This is a genomic window from Labilibaculum euxinicum (assembly GCF_963678175.1).
GTDB lineage: Bacteria > Bacteroidota > Bacteroidia > Bacteroidales > Marinifilaceae > Labilibaculum > Labilibaculum euxinus.
Genome location: NZ_OY782756.1, coordinates 3347208 through 3363529, shown reverse-complemented (window position 1 = coordinate 3363529; position 16322 = coordinate 3347208). Strand labels below are relative to the sequence as shown.

Here is a 16322-nt window from a genome sequence, read left to right as displayed (position 1 = left end):
TAAAAATTATTAATTAGGAAGTAAGTGAGCAAGGGAAAGATTTGTGGATGAATACAGTTCACTTATCATTTATAACTCATAATTCATAACTTGAAAACATATGAACCGTATAGATCAATTATTTCAAAATAAAGGAAAGGATATCTTATCCATCTATTTTCCTGCCGGATATCCAAACTTGAACGACACCGTACCCAACCTGCAGCTTTTGCAGGACAAAGGGGTTGATTTGGTAGAAATTGGAATCCCATTTTCCGATCCATTGGCCGACGGACCTGTCATTCAGATTGCAGCAAAGCAATCTTTGGATCAGGGAATGAGCCTGAAACTGCTTTTTGAGCAGCTAAAGAATGTTCGCCACAGCATTACAATGCCTTTGATATTAATGGGCTATTGGAATGTTATTTTTAAATATGGTGTGGATGCTTTTTTGGCAGATTGCCAAAACTGTGGCATTGATGGGGTGATTCTGCCCGATTTGCCTTTGGAAGAGTACGAAGAGGAATTCAAAGCAAAGTTTGAATCGCACGGCGTGTATAACATTCTGCTGGTAACTCCGCAGACTACTGACCAGCGAATGGCGAAAATAGAAAAAGCTGCCAAAGGATTTTTATATATGGTTTCATCCTCGGCGACAACAGGCGGCGCTTTGGAGCAAAGTACCGAAAGGGAAGATTACTTTAAAAAGGTGGCAAGTCTGGATATTCCTTCCCTCATTGGATTTGGAATTCACGACAAGGCAAGCTTTCAGCATGCTTCCGGTTTTTCGAACGGAGCAATTATTGGCACCGCATTTATAAAGGCGCTAACCAGCGGTACGGCTTCCGAATTTGTAGACTCACTGCTGTAAAGTATGAGAATGAAGGTGTTGTCTGAAAAGTTCAATCTCATTGTCATTCTAAGCTTGTCATGCTCTAACTTAATGTCATTCTGATCAGAGTATAAATGAATCCTATAACTTTATTCTGTAAACGTACGAGCCATCGGGATTGCTCAATAGGACTTTAAATAGATTACTGCTTAAAATTTCAGGCTGGTCAGGCTCTGACTGTAAGCGAGCTGTTCATGTCAGGGTTTGACTTGATTCTATGAATTGTAATTTGCTGTAACGTACGAAAAAAGGATCTTGCCCGGCAAGATCCTTTCTTTTTGTTCGTGAGTTTTGTAGAAAATTACAGGCTTTGCTGAAGCTTTACTTTTTCCTGAATTAAAAGTAACAAACCAATTGCAAAAAGCATTGAACCAATAAATGATATCCCAGTTATTAAGCTGAATATAATTGTGTTATCTGAATATATATTTGTATCAAATACCTGAAATAAGATGGGAATAGCAAGATTGTAAAACAGTGTTGTCAGTAAGCCAATTCCTGCACCAATTAGCACCAATATTCCACTCGCGCTTTTCTTCTTTAGATTTATAATGCAGGCAACAACAATTATTATCTGAGGAATAATAAATAACAGGCTTGGTAAAATGCTTAGTAGTGTATCGTCCATTTTTTCGGGTGTTAAGTTTGATTTGTAATTAGATTATTCTTTATTGCTTGATACCAGCTTCTTTAGTGACTGGTGGTAATGATAATTCACAGTTGTTTGGGATGGGATATTCATCACAAGATATCTTTCTGCAGGCATAATCTTCGGGTAAAATGTCTACCCAATAATCATCACCCAAAAGCTTGAAAAAATAGCGTTTATCGATATGCTTTTGAAATACTTCTTTTATTTCAAAATGATAATCATATTTACTTGTGTTGTTTATGGAATCAGTCGATTCCACCTGTATGTATTTATTAGCCAGATAACGGATGTAGATTGTGTCTTCGCAAAAAAGAATATTTTTTGGTTCTCCACTTCCACCATCCCAAATTACATCACCATCGTCTATTGAGAATTTATAGGAGAATTGGTGGGTTGTTCCATAATCATGTTTTGTGAAAATACCTATGGCTGTGGTTTCTTCATTGGTCTTTTCGACCATTAAATGTTTTCCGTTTGGTAATAGTTTACTGACTTTGTCAATATTTTTCTCAGAATTATAATTACAGCCACTAACGAAGGAAATAATTATTAGAGCAAAAAATGCTATTTGTTTGATCTTAAATTTATATCTCATTTTTGTTTGTGCAGTTGCATAGTTTTGATTACAATCAGTATTTGTCATGAATGCATGAGCAGATTTTATTAATTGCAAACCACTGTATGCATCCTTTGTTAATTAGCAGTAATAATGATATTTTATGTTCTGCATAAATAAATTAATGGCCGAATTTATCAAAAGAAAAATAGATAAACAAAATATCGTATTGGATTAATAAAGTAAAGCAGCAGAAGTGTGATAATTTGTATTAAGTATGGATGGGTATGGCCTTGTCAGGTTATGACCTGATTTTAAACCTAAAAGAGCTGTTTTATCAGATGAGTTTTGATTGTACTGCTGTAGAGTGCGAAAAAGGATCTTGCCAGGTAAAATCATTTTTCATTTGTTTGCGGCATACAATTAGATTATTCTTTATTGCTTCCTGCCGATTTCTTTTGTAGTTGTGTATTTGGTTAAACGTTTAAGATCTGATCAATTATTTCCATTATCTTCTCATTTTTTAAAATCGTTACACCCAATCGTTCTGTTGATATTCCATTAATCAATTTGTAATTATAAATTGGCTTTCCCTCCATTAAGTGCGATTCAAAACATTTAAAATCAACACTGTCTAATTTTTCAAGCTCCTGGGCAACTTCAACAATATGAGTCGATATAAAAAAGAGACAATCCTTTATTTTTGTGAAGCCTTTGGATACCATTAATGTGGCATCAAAGGCATCTTTAACATTTGTTCCTCTAAATAATTCATCAAAAATCACCAATACTTTTTTCTTCTCTTTAATTTGTAAGGCAATATCTTTCACTCTTCTAACTTCGCTGTAATAATGACTATAGCCTTTATTTATATCATCGGAGATATTAATGGTAGAATACAATCCATTAAACAAAGATACTTCCATTTCTCTGGCGGGTACTGGAAATCCAACGTGAGCAAGATAAACACATAAGCCAACAGCCTTTAATGAAGTCGATTTTCCTGCCATGTTTGCTCCCGAAACAAAACAAAGGTTTTTATGATCTGCCAGCTCAATATCATTTCTTATTGGTGAGGCAATAAAGGGGTGAAAAAAGCCATCTATTTTTAAATAGGGTTTGGGCGCTTTTGTTAGAATGGGAAACCCTAATTCTTTAATTTTTGATGTATTCGCAATTGATAAATATGCATCAAGCTGATAGGAGAGTTGCAGAACCCTTTTTATTTCTTCCTTTTTCTGGGATCTGATTAAGAAATCAAATTGATTGATTTGCCGGAAAGTAAATTTCCCTTTCGGGGGATTTATAAACAGCTTGAATTCTGCTGATTTTGTAATCCCTTCAAATTCCAACAATAGCTGATTAAAGAATTCAGGCATGTCAGATTTATCGATAGCTTTTAAATAATCAGATAAAATATTCAAATGACTCTTAAGAAACTCAAGTCCTTTAAGGATAATATAATACTCGTTGCTTGGATTTATTTGATAGGAAATGCAGGACTCTATCGAATTCAAAAAATTATCTTTTAATATAAGAGTGTTTTGATTTAGATAATGCTTAATAAAGTCTAGATATTCATTGTCAAGTTCACACTCAACCGGATTATTGCAAATGTATTTTATGGCAGAAATCCTGGCATTTATTTCTTCCAAGTCATTCAAGGGAGTTCGAATCATTTTTTCTAACTCATCTCTGCCGCCTTTGGTCTTGGTTGAATTGTAAAAATCAAAGACTGATAAATCTCCTTTAGCTTGAGGGAAAATATTTAGATCAATTAAAGTTTGTTTATCAGTGCTGAATTTTGTCATGGTTCTCTTGTGTTTATTAATTGCGCTAAATTTTCAAATGGCTCCTCAATTCCTATGAGAATTTTACTTTTGTCATCAGCAGTTTTATCTTATCCCTTATTCCTTTATCGGTCATATCAAGAGTTACTTTTTCCGATGTGTCGGAATCGATGCCCATGATCATTGAGTTTGTGTTATATCGCTGTGCTTCTTACCTTGAAATCACAATCCTATCGTCAAGAAAAGAATACAGTTCATTAAGCTTTTCCTCTTTATCTAGATCCATTAAAAGAATTCTTCGATGTTCTTTATTCATAAAAAGATATAGTATCATAGTTCGTTTTAGTGCAGATACAATTATACCAATACTCATAAATCCGATGATTATTGGTGATATGAGTATCATCCATGGAAGTCTGATGCTTTCAGTATAGTTTTGCGGATTGTATTCGAAATCTGAAAAAAAGTCAAATAACCAAAGGTTGGAAATAGTTAGTAGTAGAATTCCTATTAGCAGTGTGATTATCCAATTTTTAATTCTGAATTCTCTTTTAATTTCAGCATGTTCAATTTGAGAATAATCAATGTGTTCAGTCATTATTCCATTTTTTAGAATATTTATTCCTAATTCATCGGCTTCTAAATTACCACTCTTAATCATATATTCTCAATTCCTTTTTAGCATGTAGCGCAAGTCATAAATAAACACAACCATGTCTATTTCAATAATTAATTTTTCGCTTATTCACTAACAGCCTTCATCTTCACATACACCATTTTCACAATAGCCAGAGTTGCCAAAATCTTAAGCATATTTCTAGCAGCAACACCAACAGCATAACCCAAATTGTAAGGAGTAGAGTTGACATCGCTAAATGACATGTCGAATACTGTGAAAATAAGAGAAAGTAAAAAGATGCAAAATAGCATCAGGAAAATTCGGAGTGCTTTGTCGTTTTTCATTTTTGAGTTTTTTTTTAAGCTACTGTTTGGGGTAAATGGTTTTTAATGGTTGATCGGAATTGTTGGTATTTATTTCTTGTGCTAAATTTTTCCCGATGCATCGGGATCAAAGGCCATGATAATTTCGATTTTGTTACCACATATTTGTTTGTCTAATTAGATTTTGAAGCTTCTTTTTCTAATCTTTTTTAGGTGACTAATCTCAATAGTGCCTATTACAAGACTTGACCAGATGCCAGTCGAAAGTATTAAGTCCCCATATGGGTAGTGCTGTAGTTTAAAAAAAGCTCCAAGCAACATTAAAATACTAGAAATAGCCAATAGGCTGTGCATCAATTTGTCAATCTGTTTTTTACTCATAATTTTTAGTTTAGTATTTGGGTTGAATGGTTTTTGTTAGTTTATCGTACTAGTGAGTTTTTTATTAGCTTTTCCTTTTTTGTTCATCCATATCTTCATGGTATATCCCCAAGCAAGGCCACCAATTAACCACAATGGAATTCCTGTTAATAAACTCCTTTGAGTAATTTCAGCTTGATTAATAAGTGGCATTATTAAAATTGTAATTATATACATCAATAGTCCCCAGCTAAGGCCAAACTTCAACCAGTTTTTTGTTGTGTTTTTTTCTTCCCTGAAATCAAGATTCAGGTTTTTATATCTTTCCGGTTGTTTGTTCAACCATTTTTGCTTTAGTGTTTTCGCAAACCAACCCCACAAAGGGAAAGTCACCAGCAGCACCAGTAAGGATGTTAAATTTCGCTGTGCCGGAATTATTTCGGTACACTTGTCGCAATAGAAACCATACCAATTTTTTGCTGCAGTTTTATTTTGAGCTGAATATTTAACAGCAGAATGCAATTCGCCACAGTGCGGACATGGAGTAAACGAGCGCTGAAACAAAGGCTTATTCCCTTCACGTTCTATCAGCATTACCTTAGGCATTGTTTGTCCTAAAAATAAATCACTAATAACTACTCCAGGATTAATAATCCAATGTAAAATTACCGGACTTTTCCAGTCCCATATTTTGTATTTGCTTTTGTCGTATTTCATTATTTATTATTAGGTCAATTTGTTCTCAACTAAAAACATCTTAAACTCTTTTGTATCTCAAAAAATGCTGTGTTTACTCATTGGCCACCGAATGTAATCATAAAATAGAAATGTGTATTTATTTTTTCGATAAAAAATACTTGTTGCAAGGCGTACCATTCAAATTAGATGATTTGCATAATGATCAGGATAATTTTCAGAAAGGGAGGTGTATTCGTGTTTATTTCCTTTGTAAAAGTGTTTTTAGTCAGCTTTTACAGATGCATTTTTATTTTTTTACCCATAAAAAACTACTTAACTCATAAAATTTGATTGTTTCCAATTGTTTTTCAAAATCCGCAAGAGCGAGTGTTTACTGCAACTTCAACTTACTGAATACATAATGATTGGCTTGTGCAGGAATAAAAATACCGTAAAAAGTTTTTTTATTTACGAATATACTTGTTCTCCACCGGAGCAGTCCAATCATTCCTAATTATTTACCCCAAATCCCAAAAGGGGCTTTTGGTAGTGTTTATGAAAGTCCTCTTCAGGGGATTTAGGGGTAGAGAATCGGAATGAAAAAGAAATAATAGCAAAACAACAACCCACTTGCGGCAATGTGAGTGGATTTTTTGTATACCGCACACCAATGCAGGCTTGTAGTTCGCAGTTAAGAATTAAACAATGGAAACCGACAGATGTGAGCCCAATAATATTGGATTTGTGGTAGTTGAATGTGTGTGATTGATTTAAATTCTGCAATTTATGTTTGTCTGTTTTTAATTTGAACAGTTACCAAACAAGCCTCTGTTTTGTTGGTACAAGTCTGAGGCTTTCCGCCATAAGTTTGAAGTGTTCCGGCATAAGTCTGAAGTGTTCCGCCACAAGTTTGAAGCGTTCCGGCGTAAGTCTGAAGTGTTCCGCCATAAGTTTAAAGTATTCCGGAGCAAGTTTGCAATTGAGCGCCATTGGTAAACCCAAAACTGATGGCGCACAGATAAACCGGAAACAACAAGTGAGAAAGTGGGGAGGAGGAACAAAAAGGAGTTCTTACAAGCAGCGTCCCGGCAGCCTCAAATTTGTCTCCCTTTGTTAAGAGTATCCCGAAAGTTTTCGGGTTGAAGGACAGAGGAGTGTTTTTACTCAAGGATTGGTTAAGAAAAACGATACAATTTCATTGATTGAAGAAAAAAATCTGTAATGCGGGTAACGTTTTTACTGTGAAATATTTAAGGAGACAACTTTTCATTAAAAGTTCAGATTTTGAACCATTTAAAGCATTTATAACGTTGTAAATATATTTTTTTCTGTTCGGCAGCGTTTGCATGAAAAATGATGAAAAAAAGAATATGTTAATTGTATTATGAATGAACAGAAAATTCATATTAAAATAATATAAAAAAGGACTGAAAGGCGCTATTATTCGGAATAAAATCGATAACTTTAATGAAAATCCAACTTTTTTTTATGATAAGATTGTTGTCTAATTATTTGTAAATCAATCATAACATCGTTTGCGTATGGACTATCTCAAGTTTGATAAGGCTCAATTGGTAAATACCGAGTATTCTTTAAAAAAAGAATACATTAGAACCAATCGTGCTGGCTCTTTTGCCAGTTCAACTATTATTAACTGCAACACACGAAAATATCACGGACTGTTAATATGTCCAATAGATCATTTTGGTGGAGATAATCATGTGTTGTTATCTTCCTTGGATGAAACAATAATTCAGCATGATGCTCCTTTTAATTTGGGAATCCATAAATTTCCAGGCGAATACAGTCCGAAAGGAAACAAGTATGTGCGTGAATATATCATGGATCCAACTCCTACAATAATCTACCGTGTAGGGGGTGTGATTTTAAGAAAGGAACTTCTTTTGGTTGAAAAAGAACAACGTGTTTTGGTTCGGTATACTTTGCTCGAGGCTAATTCTCCAACAACACTTCGATTACAACCTTTTTTGGCTTTTAGGAACATTCATTCCTTAACCAAAGCAAATTTGGATGCCAATACCAGATCAGAAGTCGTTAATAATGGAGTTAAAATACGTTTGTATCAGGATTTCCCATATCTATACATGCAGACTTCTGTAGAATCAGAGTTTGTTCATGTGCCCGATTGGTATTACAATGTGGAGTACAAGGAAGAAAAGAAAAGAGGATACGATTGTCATGAGGATTTGTTTGTTCCCGGGTATTTTGAGATGAATATTAAAAAAGGAGAATCAATAGTATTCTCGGCCGGTACAAAAGAGATTTCCCCCGATGCAATATCCAAACAATTTACTTCTGAAATAAAGAAGAGGGTGATCCGTGATAGTTTTGAAAATTGTCTGGAAAATTCAGCGGTACAGTTCTTTTCAAAGAATGGTCAGGGAACAGGAATTATTAATGGTTTCCCTTGGTTTAGTACCAGCGAACGAAATACCTATTTGTCCTTGCCGGGATTGACTTTGGCACGAGGCGATCAGAAGACTTTTCTGGATGTATTTAATACGGTATTTAAGCGGGTTTGCAATCGCTTTTCAATGGATCCGGCTATTAATGGAGGAAGGTTTTCGGTTGATGTTCCTTTATGGTCATTTTGGACGCTGCAAAAATACATTGAAGCTGGTGCAGACAGGAAGGAGATTTGGAAAAAACACAGCAAAAAGATTAAGGAGATATTGCAGTACTATAAATATGGATCGAACTTGGCCATCAGCATGCATGAAAATGGAATGCTATGGATAACAGAGCAAGGGGTAACCTGGATGAATATTAAGCATCATGGGCTTTGTTTGAATCGACGCATGGGGTATGTTGTTGAGATTAATGCGCTTTGGTACAATGCCATTTGTTTTGCATTGGAAATGGCAGGGGAAGCTAAAGACAAAGAGTTTGTCGCGGAATGGTCAGGTGTTAAAGAAAATTTGAAAGAATCATTTATTGAAACCTTTTGTGATGAAAGCAAAACGTATCTGGCCGATTATGTAGACGATACTCATAAGAGTTGGGCTGTTCGCCCCAATCAATTATTTGCAGTATCGCTGCCCTATTCCTGTCTTTCCGACGATCAGAAGAAAGGTGTGCTGGATGTAATTGAGAAGGAGCTGTTAACACCAAGAGGCTTGCGAACGCTTTCGCCTAAAAATCATGAATATGTAGGTGTGATTGCAGGAAACGAGGAAGAGAGAAATAAGGCTTTCCACTATGGATCTGTTTTTCCTTGGTTGATCGGACATTTTTCTGAAGCTTATTTAAAGCTTTACAAATTGGGGGGTGAGACTAAGATTCAAAGATGGTTGGCTGTATTTGAAGACTGTTTGCTCGAGCATGGAGTTGGCACTGTATCTGAAATTTACAGCGGAAATCCGCCCCACAAGCCAAATGAGGCTACTTCTTATGCGTTGAGTGTAGCAGAAGTTATTAGAGTGAATAAAATGTTTAATGAATCATTTTTAAAATAGTCTTACTATGAAAGTTTTAATGTTTGGGTGGGAGTTTCCACCTCATATTTCTGGCGGATTGGGTACGGCTTGTTACGGATTAACTAAAGGCTTGGCAAAAATTGATGATTTAGATATTGTTTTTGTAGTCCCAAAAGCACACGGTGACGAAGATCAGAGTACAATGAGCCTGGTTGGTGCCAATTCGGTAACTATTGGACAAGTTCAGTCTCATGTCGAAAAATTTAAATCTCAGCACACCTATCTGGAGGTGGAATCGCAATTGGTACCCTATAATGATCCTGATGAATATTATACGTTTAGGAGTCAGGATTTGTATGGAAAAAATAAGTTGATTAAAGTTGATAAGGAGGGGAAACTGGAATTTAGCGGAAAGTACGGTGCCGACCTTATGGAAGAAATCTATAAGTATGCGTTTGTTGCTTCATCAATTTCTGCAGATCATGAACATGATGTGATTCATGCACATGACTGGCTTTGTTACCCTGCAGGGATAGCTGCAAAAGAGGTGTCGGGAAAACCATTGGTAATTCATGTACATGCCACCGATTTCGATAGAAGTGGAGGAAATGTAAATCCAAAGGTTTACGAGATAGAAAAAAAGGGAATGGATGCCGCTGATAAAATTATTGCTGTGAGCAATTTGACCCGCAATATTGTGATCGAAAAATATGGACAGGATCCCAATAAGGTGGTTACTGTTTACAATGCTGTTGAACCTGTTTCAATGGAAGAAAAGCTTAAAATTAAAAAAGGAGTAAAAGAAAAAGTAGTGACTTTTTTAGGGCGGATAACTATGCAGAAAGGGCCGGAATATTTTGTTGAAGCAGCTTATCAGGTTTTGAAAAGAACAAATGATGTGCGGTTCGTAATGGCTGGCAGTGGGGATATGTTAGAGGAAATGGTAGACCGGGCCGCTCAATTGGGAATAAGTGATAAGTTTCATTTTACGGGATTTTTAAAGGGAGATGATGTGTTTAATATGTTCCTTTTAAGTGATGTGTATGTAATGCCTTCTGTATCTGAGCCATTTGGGATATCTCCCTTGGAGGCGATGCAATCAAATGTACCGGTTATTATATCGAAGCAATCAGGAGTTTCAGAAATACTGACTCATGCTGTAAAGGTAGATTATTGGGATATTGATGCTATGGCCGATGCCATTTACGGAATTATTAAATATGAAGCTCTTTCGAAAGTTTTTAAGGAAGAGGGTAAAGAGGAAGTGGATAATTTGAAGTGGGCCAAAGCGGCTGTCAATGTTCATGATGTCTATGTTTCCGCAATCAAATTATTCGAACCATTAGAAAAAAAATAAGATTATGAAGGCACTTTGTTTATATTTTCAGATTCATCAACCCTTACGTTTAAAAAGATATCGGTTTTTTGATATTGGCAATGATCACTACTATTACGATGATTATACCAATGAGTCGATCATGAGAAAAATTGCAGATGAGTGTTATTTGCCTGCAAATAAAATTGTTTTGGAATTATTAAAAAACAATAAAGGCAAGTTTAAAATATCATTTTCTATCACGGGTATTGCCTTGGATCAACTCGAGCAATATGCACCGGAAGTTATTGATACTTTTAAAGATCTGGCCAAAACGGGAGATGTTGAGTTTTTAGCAGAAACTTATTCTCATTCTCTTGCTTCATTAATCAATAAAGAGGAGTTTGTTCAGCAAGTTACAAGTCACAGCAATAAAATAGAAGCTCTTTTTGGAGTTCGGCCATCTGTATTTAGAAACACAGAAATGATTTATTCGGACGAAATTGGAGAAATGGTTTCTAAAATGGGGTATAAGGCAATTCTAACAGAAGGAGCCAAGCACATTCTGGGTTGGAAGAGTCCAAATTATTTGTACTGCAACGCAATCAATCCCAAGTTAAAAGTTTTAATGCGTAATTATAAACTAAGTGATGATATTTCATTCCGGTTTTCATCTGAAGGATGGAAGGAATGGCCGTTAACAACAACTAAATTTGTTGGTTGGTTGAATGAAATGGATGATAAAGAAGATTTTGTAAATATATTTATGGATTATGAAACCTTCGGTGAACATCAGAAGAAGAAATCTGGAATTTTTGAATTCTTAGCTCACCTTCCTCAGGAGGTTATTTCGAAATCGAAATATAAATTTGCAACGCCTTCTGAGCTTGCTTCTGAATTTCATCCAATTGCCCAAGCGCATGTGCCTAATGCAATTTCATGGGCAGATGAAGAGCGTGATTTGTCGGCATGGCTGGGCAACAAACTTCAGGATGAAGCTTTTCGAAAATTATATGCATTACGTGACGATGTTGCAGCTGTAAATGATGATCGAATCAATAAGGATTGGAAATACTTACAGGCAAGCGATCATTTTTACTACATGTGCACCAAGTTTGCTTCAGATGGTGATGTTCATTCTTATTTTAATCCATACAGCTCACCTTACGATGCTTTTATCAATTACATGAATGTGTTAAGTGATTTTCAGATTCGTTTGAAAATTCTAAAAGACGGTTTAGCTCTTGATCCTGAAGAATTGCAATATCAGATTTTACAAAAGGATGAGTTAATTGCCAGATATGAAAGAGAACTGAGCGAACTTAAAAACTAATCGTTTAAAATTAAACGATAAACAGAATCAATTAATTAGGAATAAAATACTTTCTGTATAGTAATTAAAGGAAAGTATTTTATTGAATTTTAAAGTAGTCAGCACTTTAGTTGGTAAAAAAACAGCTAAAAGTAATTAGTAAGCATATGGGTATGAATAATAGGGATATAACTCCGGATTTTATATTTGAAGTTAGTTGGGAAGTTTGCAATAAGGTTGGTGGAATTCATACGGTTATTTCTACAAAGGCCTTATCGCTTAAACCAGTATTTAACGAACGGATCATTTATATAGGACCGGATTTTAATAAGACTGAACACCGGGAAAAAGAGTTTCAGGAAGATGAAAAATTGTTTCCGCAGTGGAGAGCAAAATTAAAAGCTGATGGTTTGTCGGTTCGGATTGGATATTGGAAAATACCGGGAAATCCAATTGTGATTTTGATTGATTTTTCGGATTTTCTGGCGAAGAAAGACGCAATTTACAGTCAATTGTGGGAAATTTACCGGTTGGAATCATTATATGGACAGGATGATTATCATGATGCTGCGATGTTTGGTTATGCAAGTGGTAAAGTAATTGAGAGCTTTGTACAGTTTAAGGATTTGTCGAAAAATAAAATAGTTGCCCAGTTTCATGAGTGGATGACTGGTGCCGGACTATTGTATTTGAAAGATCAGGCGCCTTGTATTTCAACAATTTTCACGACTCATGCAAGTATGCTTGGACGGGTATTGGCCAGTAATTATGAAAACTTGTACGATAATCTGCTTCATTTTAATCCAATTGAAAAGCCAAGACAGTACAATGTTACGGCCAAATGTTCAATGGAAAAATGTGTTGCTCTGGCAGCAGATTGTTCTTCAACAGTGAGTGATATCACAGCACGTGAGTGCAGGCAATTTCATGGGCGCGCTGTAGATGTGGTGATGCCAAATGGTTTTGAAGACGACTTTGTACCGAATTCCGAACAGCTCGAAATTACCAGACAGAAATCAAAAAAAGAATTCAAGAAAGTAGCCGAATCGCTTTTGGGTTATGAAATAAAGGAGAATACATTGTTTGTAGGAACAGGTGGTCGTTACGAGTTCAAAAACAAAGGCCTTGATGTGTTTTTGGAAGCTTTGGCCCAATTGAATGCAAATAAATATATGGATCGTGATATTATAGCTTTCTTTTTGATTCCGGGAGATCAGCGGGGTCCCCGAAAGGATTTACAGGAGAATTTGGCGGAATATCCGGAAAAAAAGTTCCTGACAAAACCTTATTTAACCCATAACCTGGGCAATGAAGACAGGGATGAGATCTTAAAAAAGATCAAGTCTTTGGGTTTTAGTAATGGCGAAGATGAGAGAGTTAAAGTTATTTTTGTGCCAACCTATCTGGATGGAAAGGATGGCATATTTAATAAGTCTTATTATGAGCTTTTGATGGGATTGGATCTGTCAGTTTTCCCATCTTATTATGAACCTTGGGGATATACTCCAATGGAGAGTGTTGCCTTTAGTGTTCCTACCATAACAACTTCATTATCCGGATTTGGACAATGGGTTCAAATGATTGGAGAGGCAGACAAAGGCGGCGTTGCAGTTGTGGAACGAAATGATTCCAATCGAAAAGAAGTTGTAGGAAATATTTCTTCTCAGATATTTAATTTTGCAACAAAATCAGAGGATAATGTAATTCGGTGCAGGGAAAATGCAGCCAGCATTGCTAAAAAGACATTATGGAAGAATTTTATTGGAAATTATTACAAGGCTTACGAATTAGCAATCAAAAATAATATGAAAAAGGAAAACGAATCACCTGTGCAGGTTTTGGTTGAAAATCATTTGAACGTACCAAAAAGTAATCAGATAAGTTGGCGGAAATTAATTATTGAGACCAATCTTCCAAAGGAATTACTTGGTTTAGAGGAATTATCTAAAAATTTATGGTGGTGCTGGAATTATAAAGCCATCGACCTTTACGAATCGGTGGATCCTAAGTTGTGGCATAATTGCAAAAAGAATCCAATTCTACTGCTTAAGCAAGTGTCAAGTGCACGAATGAAGGAATTGGCGGCTAATGAGTCTTTTATGCAGAGTTATAATGCTGTAATTCAGGAATTCAAAAACTATATGGCCGTAAAACCGGCCGAAGGACAACCTAAGATTGCCTATTTCAGCATGGAGTACGGTTTAAATAATAACCTGAAGATTTATTCTGGAGGATTGGGAATATTGGCGGGCGATTATTTAAAAGAAGCCAGTGACTCTAATGTGGATATGGTTGCGGTTGGTTTTATGTATCGGTTTGGATACTTTACCCAGCGTTTATCTTTAAATGGCGAGCAGTTGGTTGAACTGGACGAACAAAAATTTTCTCAGTTGCCAATTGTAAGGGTGAGAGATAGTTCAGGATTTGCAAAAACCATTTCCCTTTCTTTGGAAGGAAGAACTGTTACAGCAAAAATATGGAAGGTTGAAGTGGGTAGAATTTCCTTATATCTTTTGGATACCGAAACCGAAATGAATGATGAGAGAGATCGTTCTTTAACTCATCAATTATATGGCGGCGACTGGGATCACCGGATTAAGCAGGAAATTCTTTTGGGAATGGGAGGTATCAAAACTCTCGATGCTATTGATATTCAACCTGACTTGTATCATTGCAACGAGGGACATGCCGCATTAATAAATGTAGAGAGATTGATCAATCTGATTTCTGATGGTTATCAATACGAAGTGGCTTTGGAAATTGTAAGAGCTTCCTCCCTTTTTACTACACATACGCCGGTACCAGCCGGACATGATACTTTTTCTCCTGATATGATCAGACATTATCTGTCTTATGTTCCTGAGAAACTGAAATTAGGATGGGATCAATTCCTTGCTTTGGGAAGAGTAAATCCTTTGGATTATAACGAGAGGTTTTCGATGAGTAACTTGGCAGCCAATACATCGGTTGCCATGAACGGAGTAAGTATGCTTCACGGCAAGATTTCTCAGGAAATGTTCAATAATCTTTATCAGGGATATTTTCCTGAGGAATTGCATATTGGGTACGTAACAAATGGAGTGCATTATCCTAGCTGGACTGCAAAAGAATGGAGAACTTTGCACGAACAGGAATTCGATGAAGGATTCTTAAATGATTTGTCGAACAAAGAATATTGGAAAAAAATATACGATGTTGCTGATGAAAAAATTTGGAGCATTAAAAATGTATTGCGTAAAAAATTGATTGATTTCGCGAAAGATCGTTTCCAAAAGAACTGGATCAAAAGATATGAGGATCCCCGTTCTTTAGTTGAGATAATGGATTCGATAGATGAGAATGCCCTTACCATTGGATTTGCCCGCCGATTCGCTACTTATAAGCGTGCGCATTTATTATTTAGTGATATAGACCGATTGGCCGAACTCTTAAATAATCCTGAAAAACCGGTGCAATTTATTTTCGCGGGAAAAGCTCATCCTGCAGATAAAGCAGGTCAGGATTTAATTAAACGCATTGTTGATGTGTCTCGTCGTCCTGAATTTGAAGGGAAAATTTTATTCCTTGAGAATTATGACATGGAATTGGGACAGCGCTTGGTTAAAGGTGTTGATATCTGGATGAACACGCCAACCCGTCCGCTGGAAGCTTCCGGAACATCGGGTGAAAAAGCGGTGATGAATGGAGTTCTTAATTTTAGTGTACTTGACGGATGGTGGCTGGAAGGCTATTGTGAAGGAGCAGGTTGGGCACTGACCGATGACAGAACCTATGAAAATCAATCGTTTCAGGATGAATTGGATGCGCAGACAATTTATTCAATGTTCGAAAATGAAATAATACCTCTATACTATAAGCGTGATGAGAACAACATTCCGGTTGATTGGATTCAGTACGTTAAAAAATGTATTGCTGAAATTGCACCGGAATATACAACCAAGCGTATGATTGACGATTATAAAGATCGTTTTTACAGTAAAATGCATCAACGTGTTCTAAAATTGAAGGAGGGAGACTATGAAATGGCAAAAGATACTGCCAATTGGAAAAAGAAAATTCTTGCTTCATGGGATAAAATTGAAGTGGTTTCTGTGGATGCACCAAGTACTCCTAAGCACAAATACTTGTCAGGTGAAAATTATCATGTGGAAGCAGCACTTGATTTAAAGGATTTGATCGATGAAGATATTTGCGTTGAATTGGTACTAAGAGCTACCATAGATGCTCAAAAACCTGGCCCAATTCGTACAGAACCGTTAATTCTTGACCGGAAGGTGGATTCACTGGCCTTCTATCGTTTGGATTTGGTGTTGAATGATCCGGGGATCTTCGATTTTGGATTGAGAATGTATGCGTGTAATTGCAACCTTCCTCATCGTCAGGATTTTAACTATGTGAAATGGATTTAG

The 16322-nt window shown here is 36.0% G+C and carries 11 protein-coding genes; 5 read left to right on the top strand and 6 right to left on the bottom strand.

All coding sequences use genetic code 11. The annotated features are described in order from the left end of the window. Positions 1-100: 100 nt before the first annotated feature. Positions 101-850 carry a tryptophan synthase subunit alpha gene (gene trpA, locus ACY0M5_RS13360; RefSeq protein WP_461629475.1) on the top strand — a complete coding sequence of 250 codons (750 nt, stop codon included), beginning with the start codon at positions 101-103 and terminating at the stop codon, positions 848-850. A 322-nt stretch (positions 851-1172) separates the two neighbouring features. Here the strand turns inward: trpA and ACY0M5_RS13355 are convergent, their stop codons facing one another. The 6 genes from ACY0M5_RS13355 to ACY0M5_RS13330 all read right to left on the bottom strand — a co-directional run bounded on the left by ACY0M5_RS13355 (position 1173) and on the right by ACY0M5_RS13330 (position 5888). Then, a complete protein-coding gene (locus ACY0M5_RS13355) occupies positions 1173-1499 on the bottom strand; it encodes a hypothetical protein (RefSeq protein ID WP_101308565.1) in 327 nt (108 codons plus the stop codon). 40 nt (positions 1500-1539) lie between these two features. Continuing rightward, positions 1540-2166, bottom strand: a complete 627-nt coding sequence (locus ACY0M5_RS13350) for a hypothetical protein (protein ID WP_461629474.1) — start codon at positions 2164-2166, stop codon at positions 1540-1542. Between the two features lie 389 nt (positions 2167-2555). Then, on the bottom strand, positions 2556-3890 hold the full coding sequence (locus ACY0M5_RS13345; RefSeq protein WP_461629473.1) for a MutS-related protein: 1335 nt from the start codon (positions 3888-3890) through the stop codon (positions 2556-2558). Between the two features lie 190 nt (positions 3891-4080). Further along, entirely contained in the window at positions 4081-4530 is a 450-nt protein-coding gene (locus ACY0M5_RS13340) for a hypothetical protein (RefSeq protein WP_156196469.1), read from the bottom strand. A gap of 80 nt (positions 4531-4610) precedes the next feature. Continuing rightward, a complete protein-coding gene (locus tag ACY0M5_RS13335) occupies positions 4611-4832 on the bottom strand; it encodes a hypothetical protein (RefSeq protein ID WP_461629472.1) in 222 nt (73 codons plus the stop codon). 396 nt (positions 4833-5228) lie between these two features. Next, the gene (locus ACY0M5_RS13330; protein WP_124993691.1) at positions 5229-5888 is read right to left on the bottom strand and encodes a hypothetical protein; all 660 of its coding nucleotides are present in this window, start codon (positions 5886-5888) and stop codon (positions 5229-5231) included. 1502 nt (positions 5889-7390) lie between these two features. Between ACY0M5_RS13330 and ACY0M5_RS13325 the strand changes: the two genes are divergently transcribed. The 4 genes from ACY0M5_RS13325 to glgP all read left to right on the top strand — a co-directional run bounded on the left by ACY0M5_RS13325 (position 7391) and on the right by glgP (position 16322). Further along, positions 7391-9325: a glycogen debranching enzyme N-terminal domain-containing protein gene (locus ACY0M5_RS13325; RefSeq protein ID WP_124993690.1), complete on the top strand. Its 1935-nt coding sequence runs from the start codon at positions 7391-7393 to the stop codon at positions 9323-9325. A 7-nt stretch (positions 9326-9332) separates the two neighbouring features. Then, positions 9333-10643, top strand: coding sequence for a glycosyltransferase (locus tag ACY0M5_RS13320; RefSeq protein ID WP_124993689.1), 1311 nt, complete (start codon positions 9333-9335; stop codon positions 10641-10643). 4 nt (positions 10644-10647) lie between these two features. Next, complete coding sequence (locus ACY0M5_RS13315; protein ID WP_461629471.1) at positions 10648-11934, top strand: glycoside hydrolase family 57 protein; 1287 nt, start codon at positions 10648-10650, stop codon at positions 11932-11934. A gap of 152 nt (positions 11935-12086) precedes the next feature. Then, positions 12087-16322 (top strand): alpha-glucan family phosphorylase, encoded by a 4236-nt coding sequence (gene glgP / locus ACY0M5_RS13310; RefSeq protein WP_461629470.1) that lies wholly within the window; start codon positions 12087-12089, stop codon positions 16320-16322.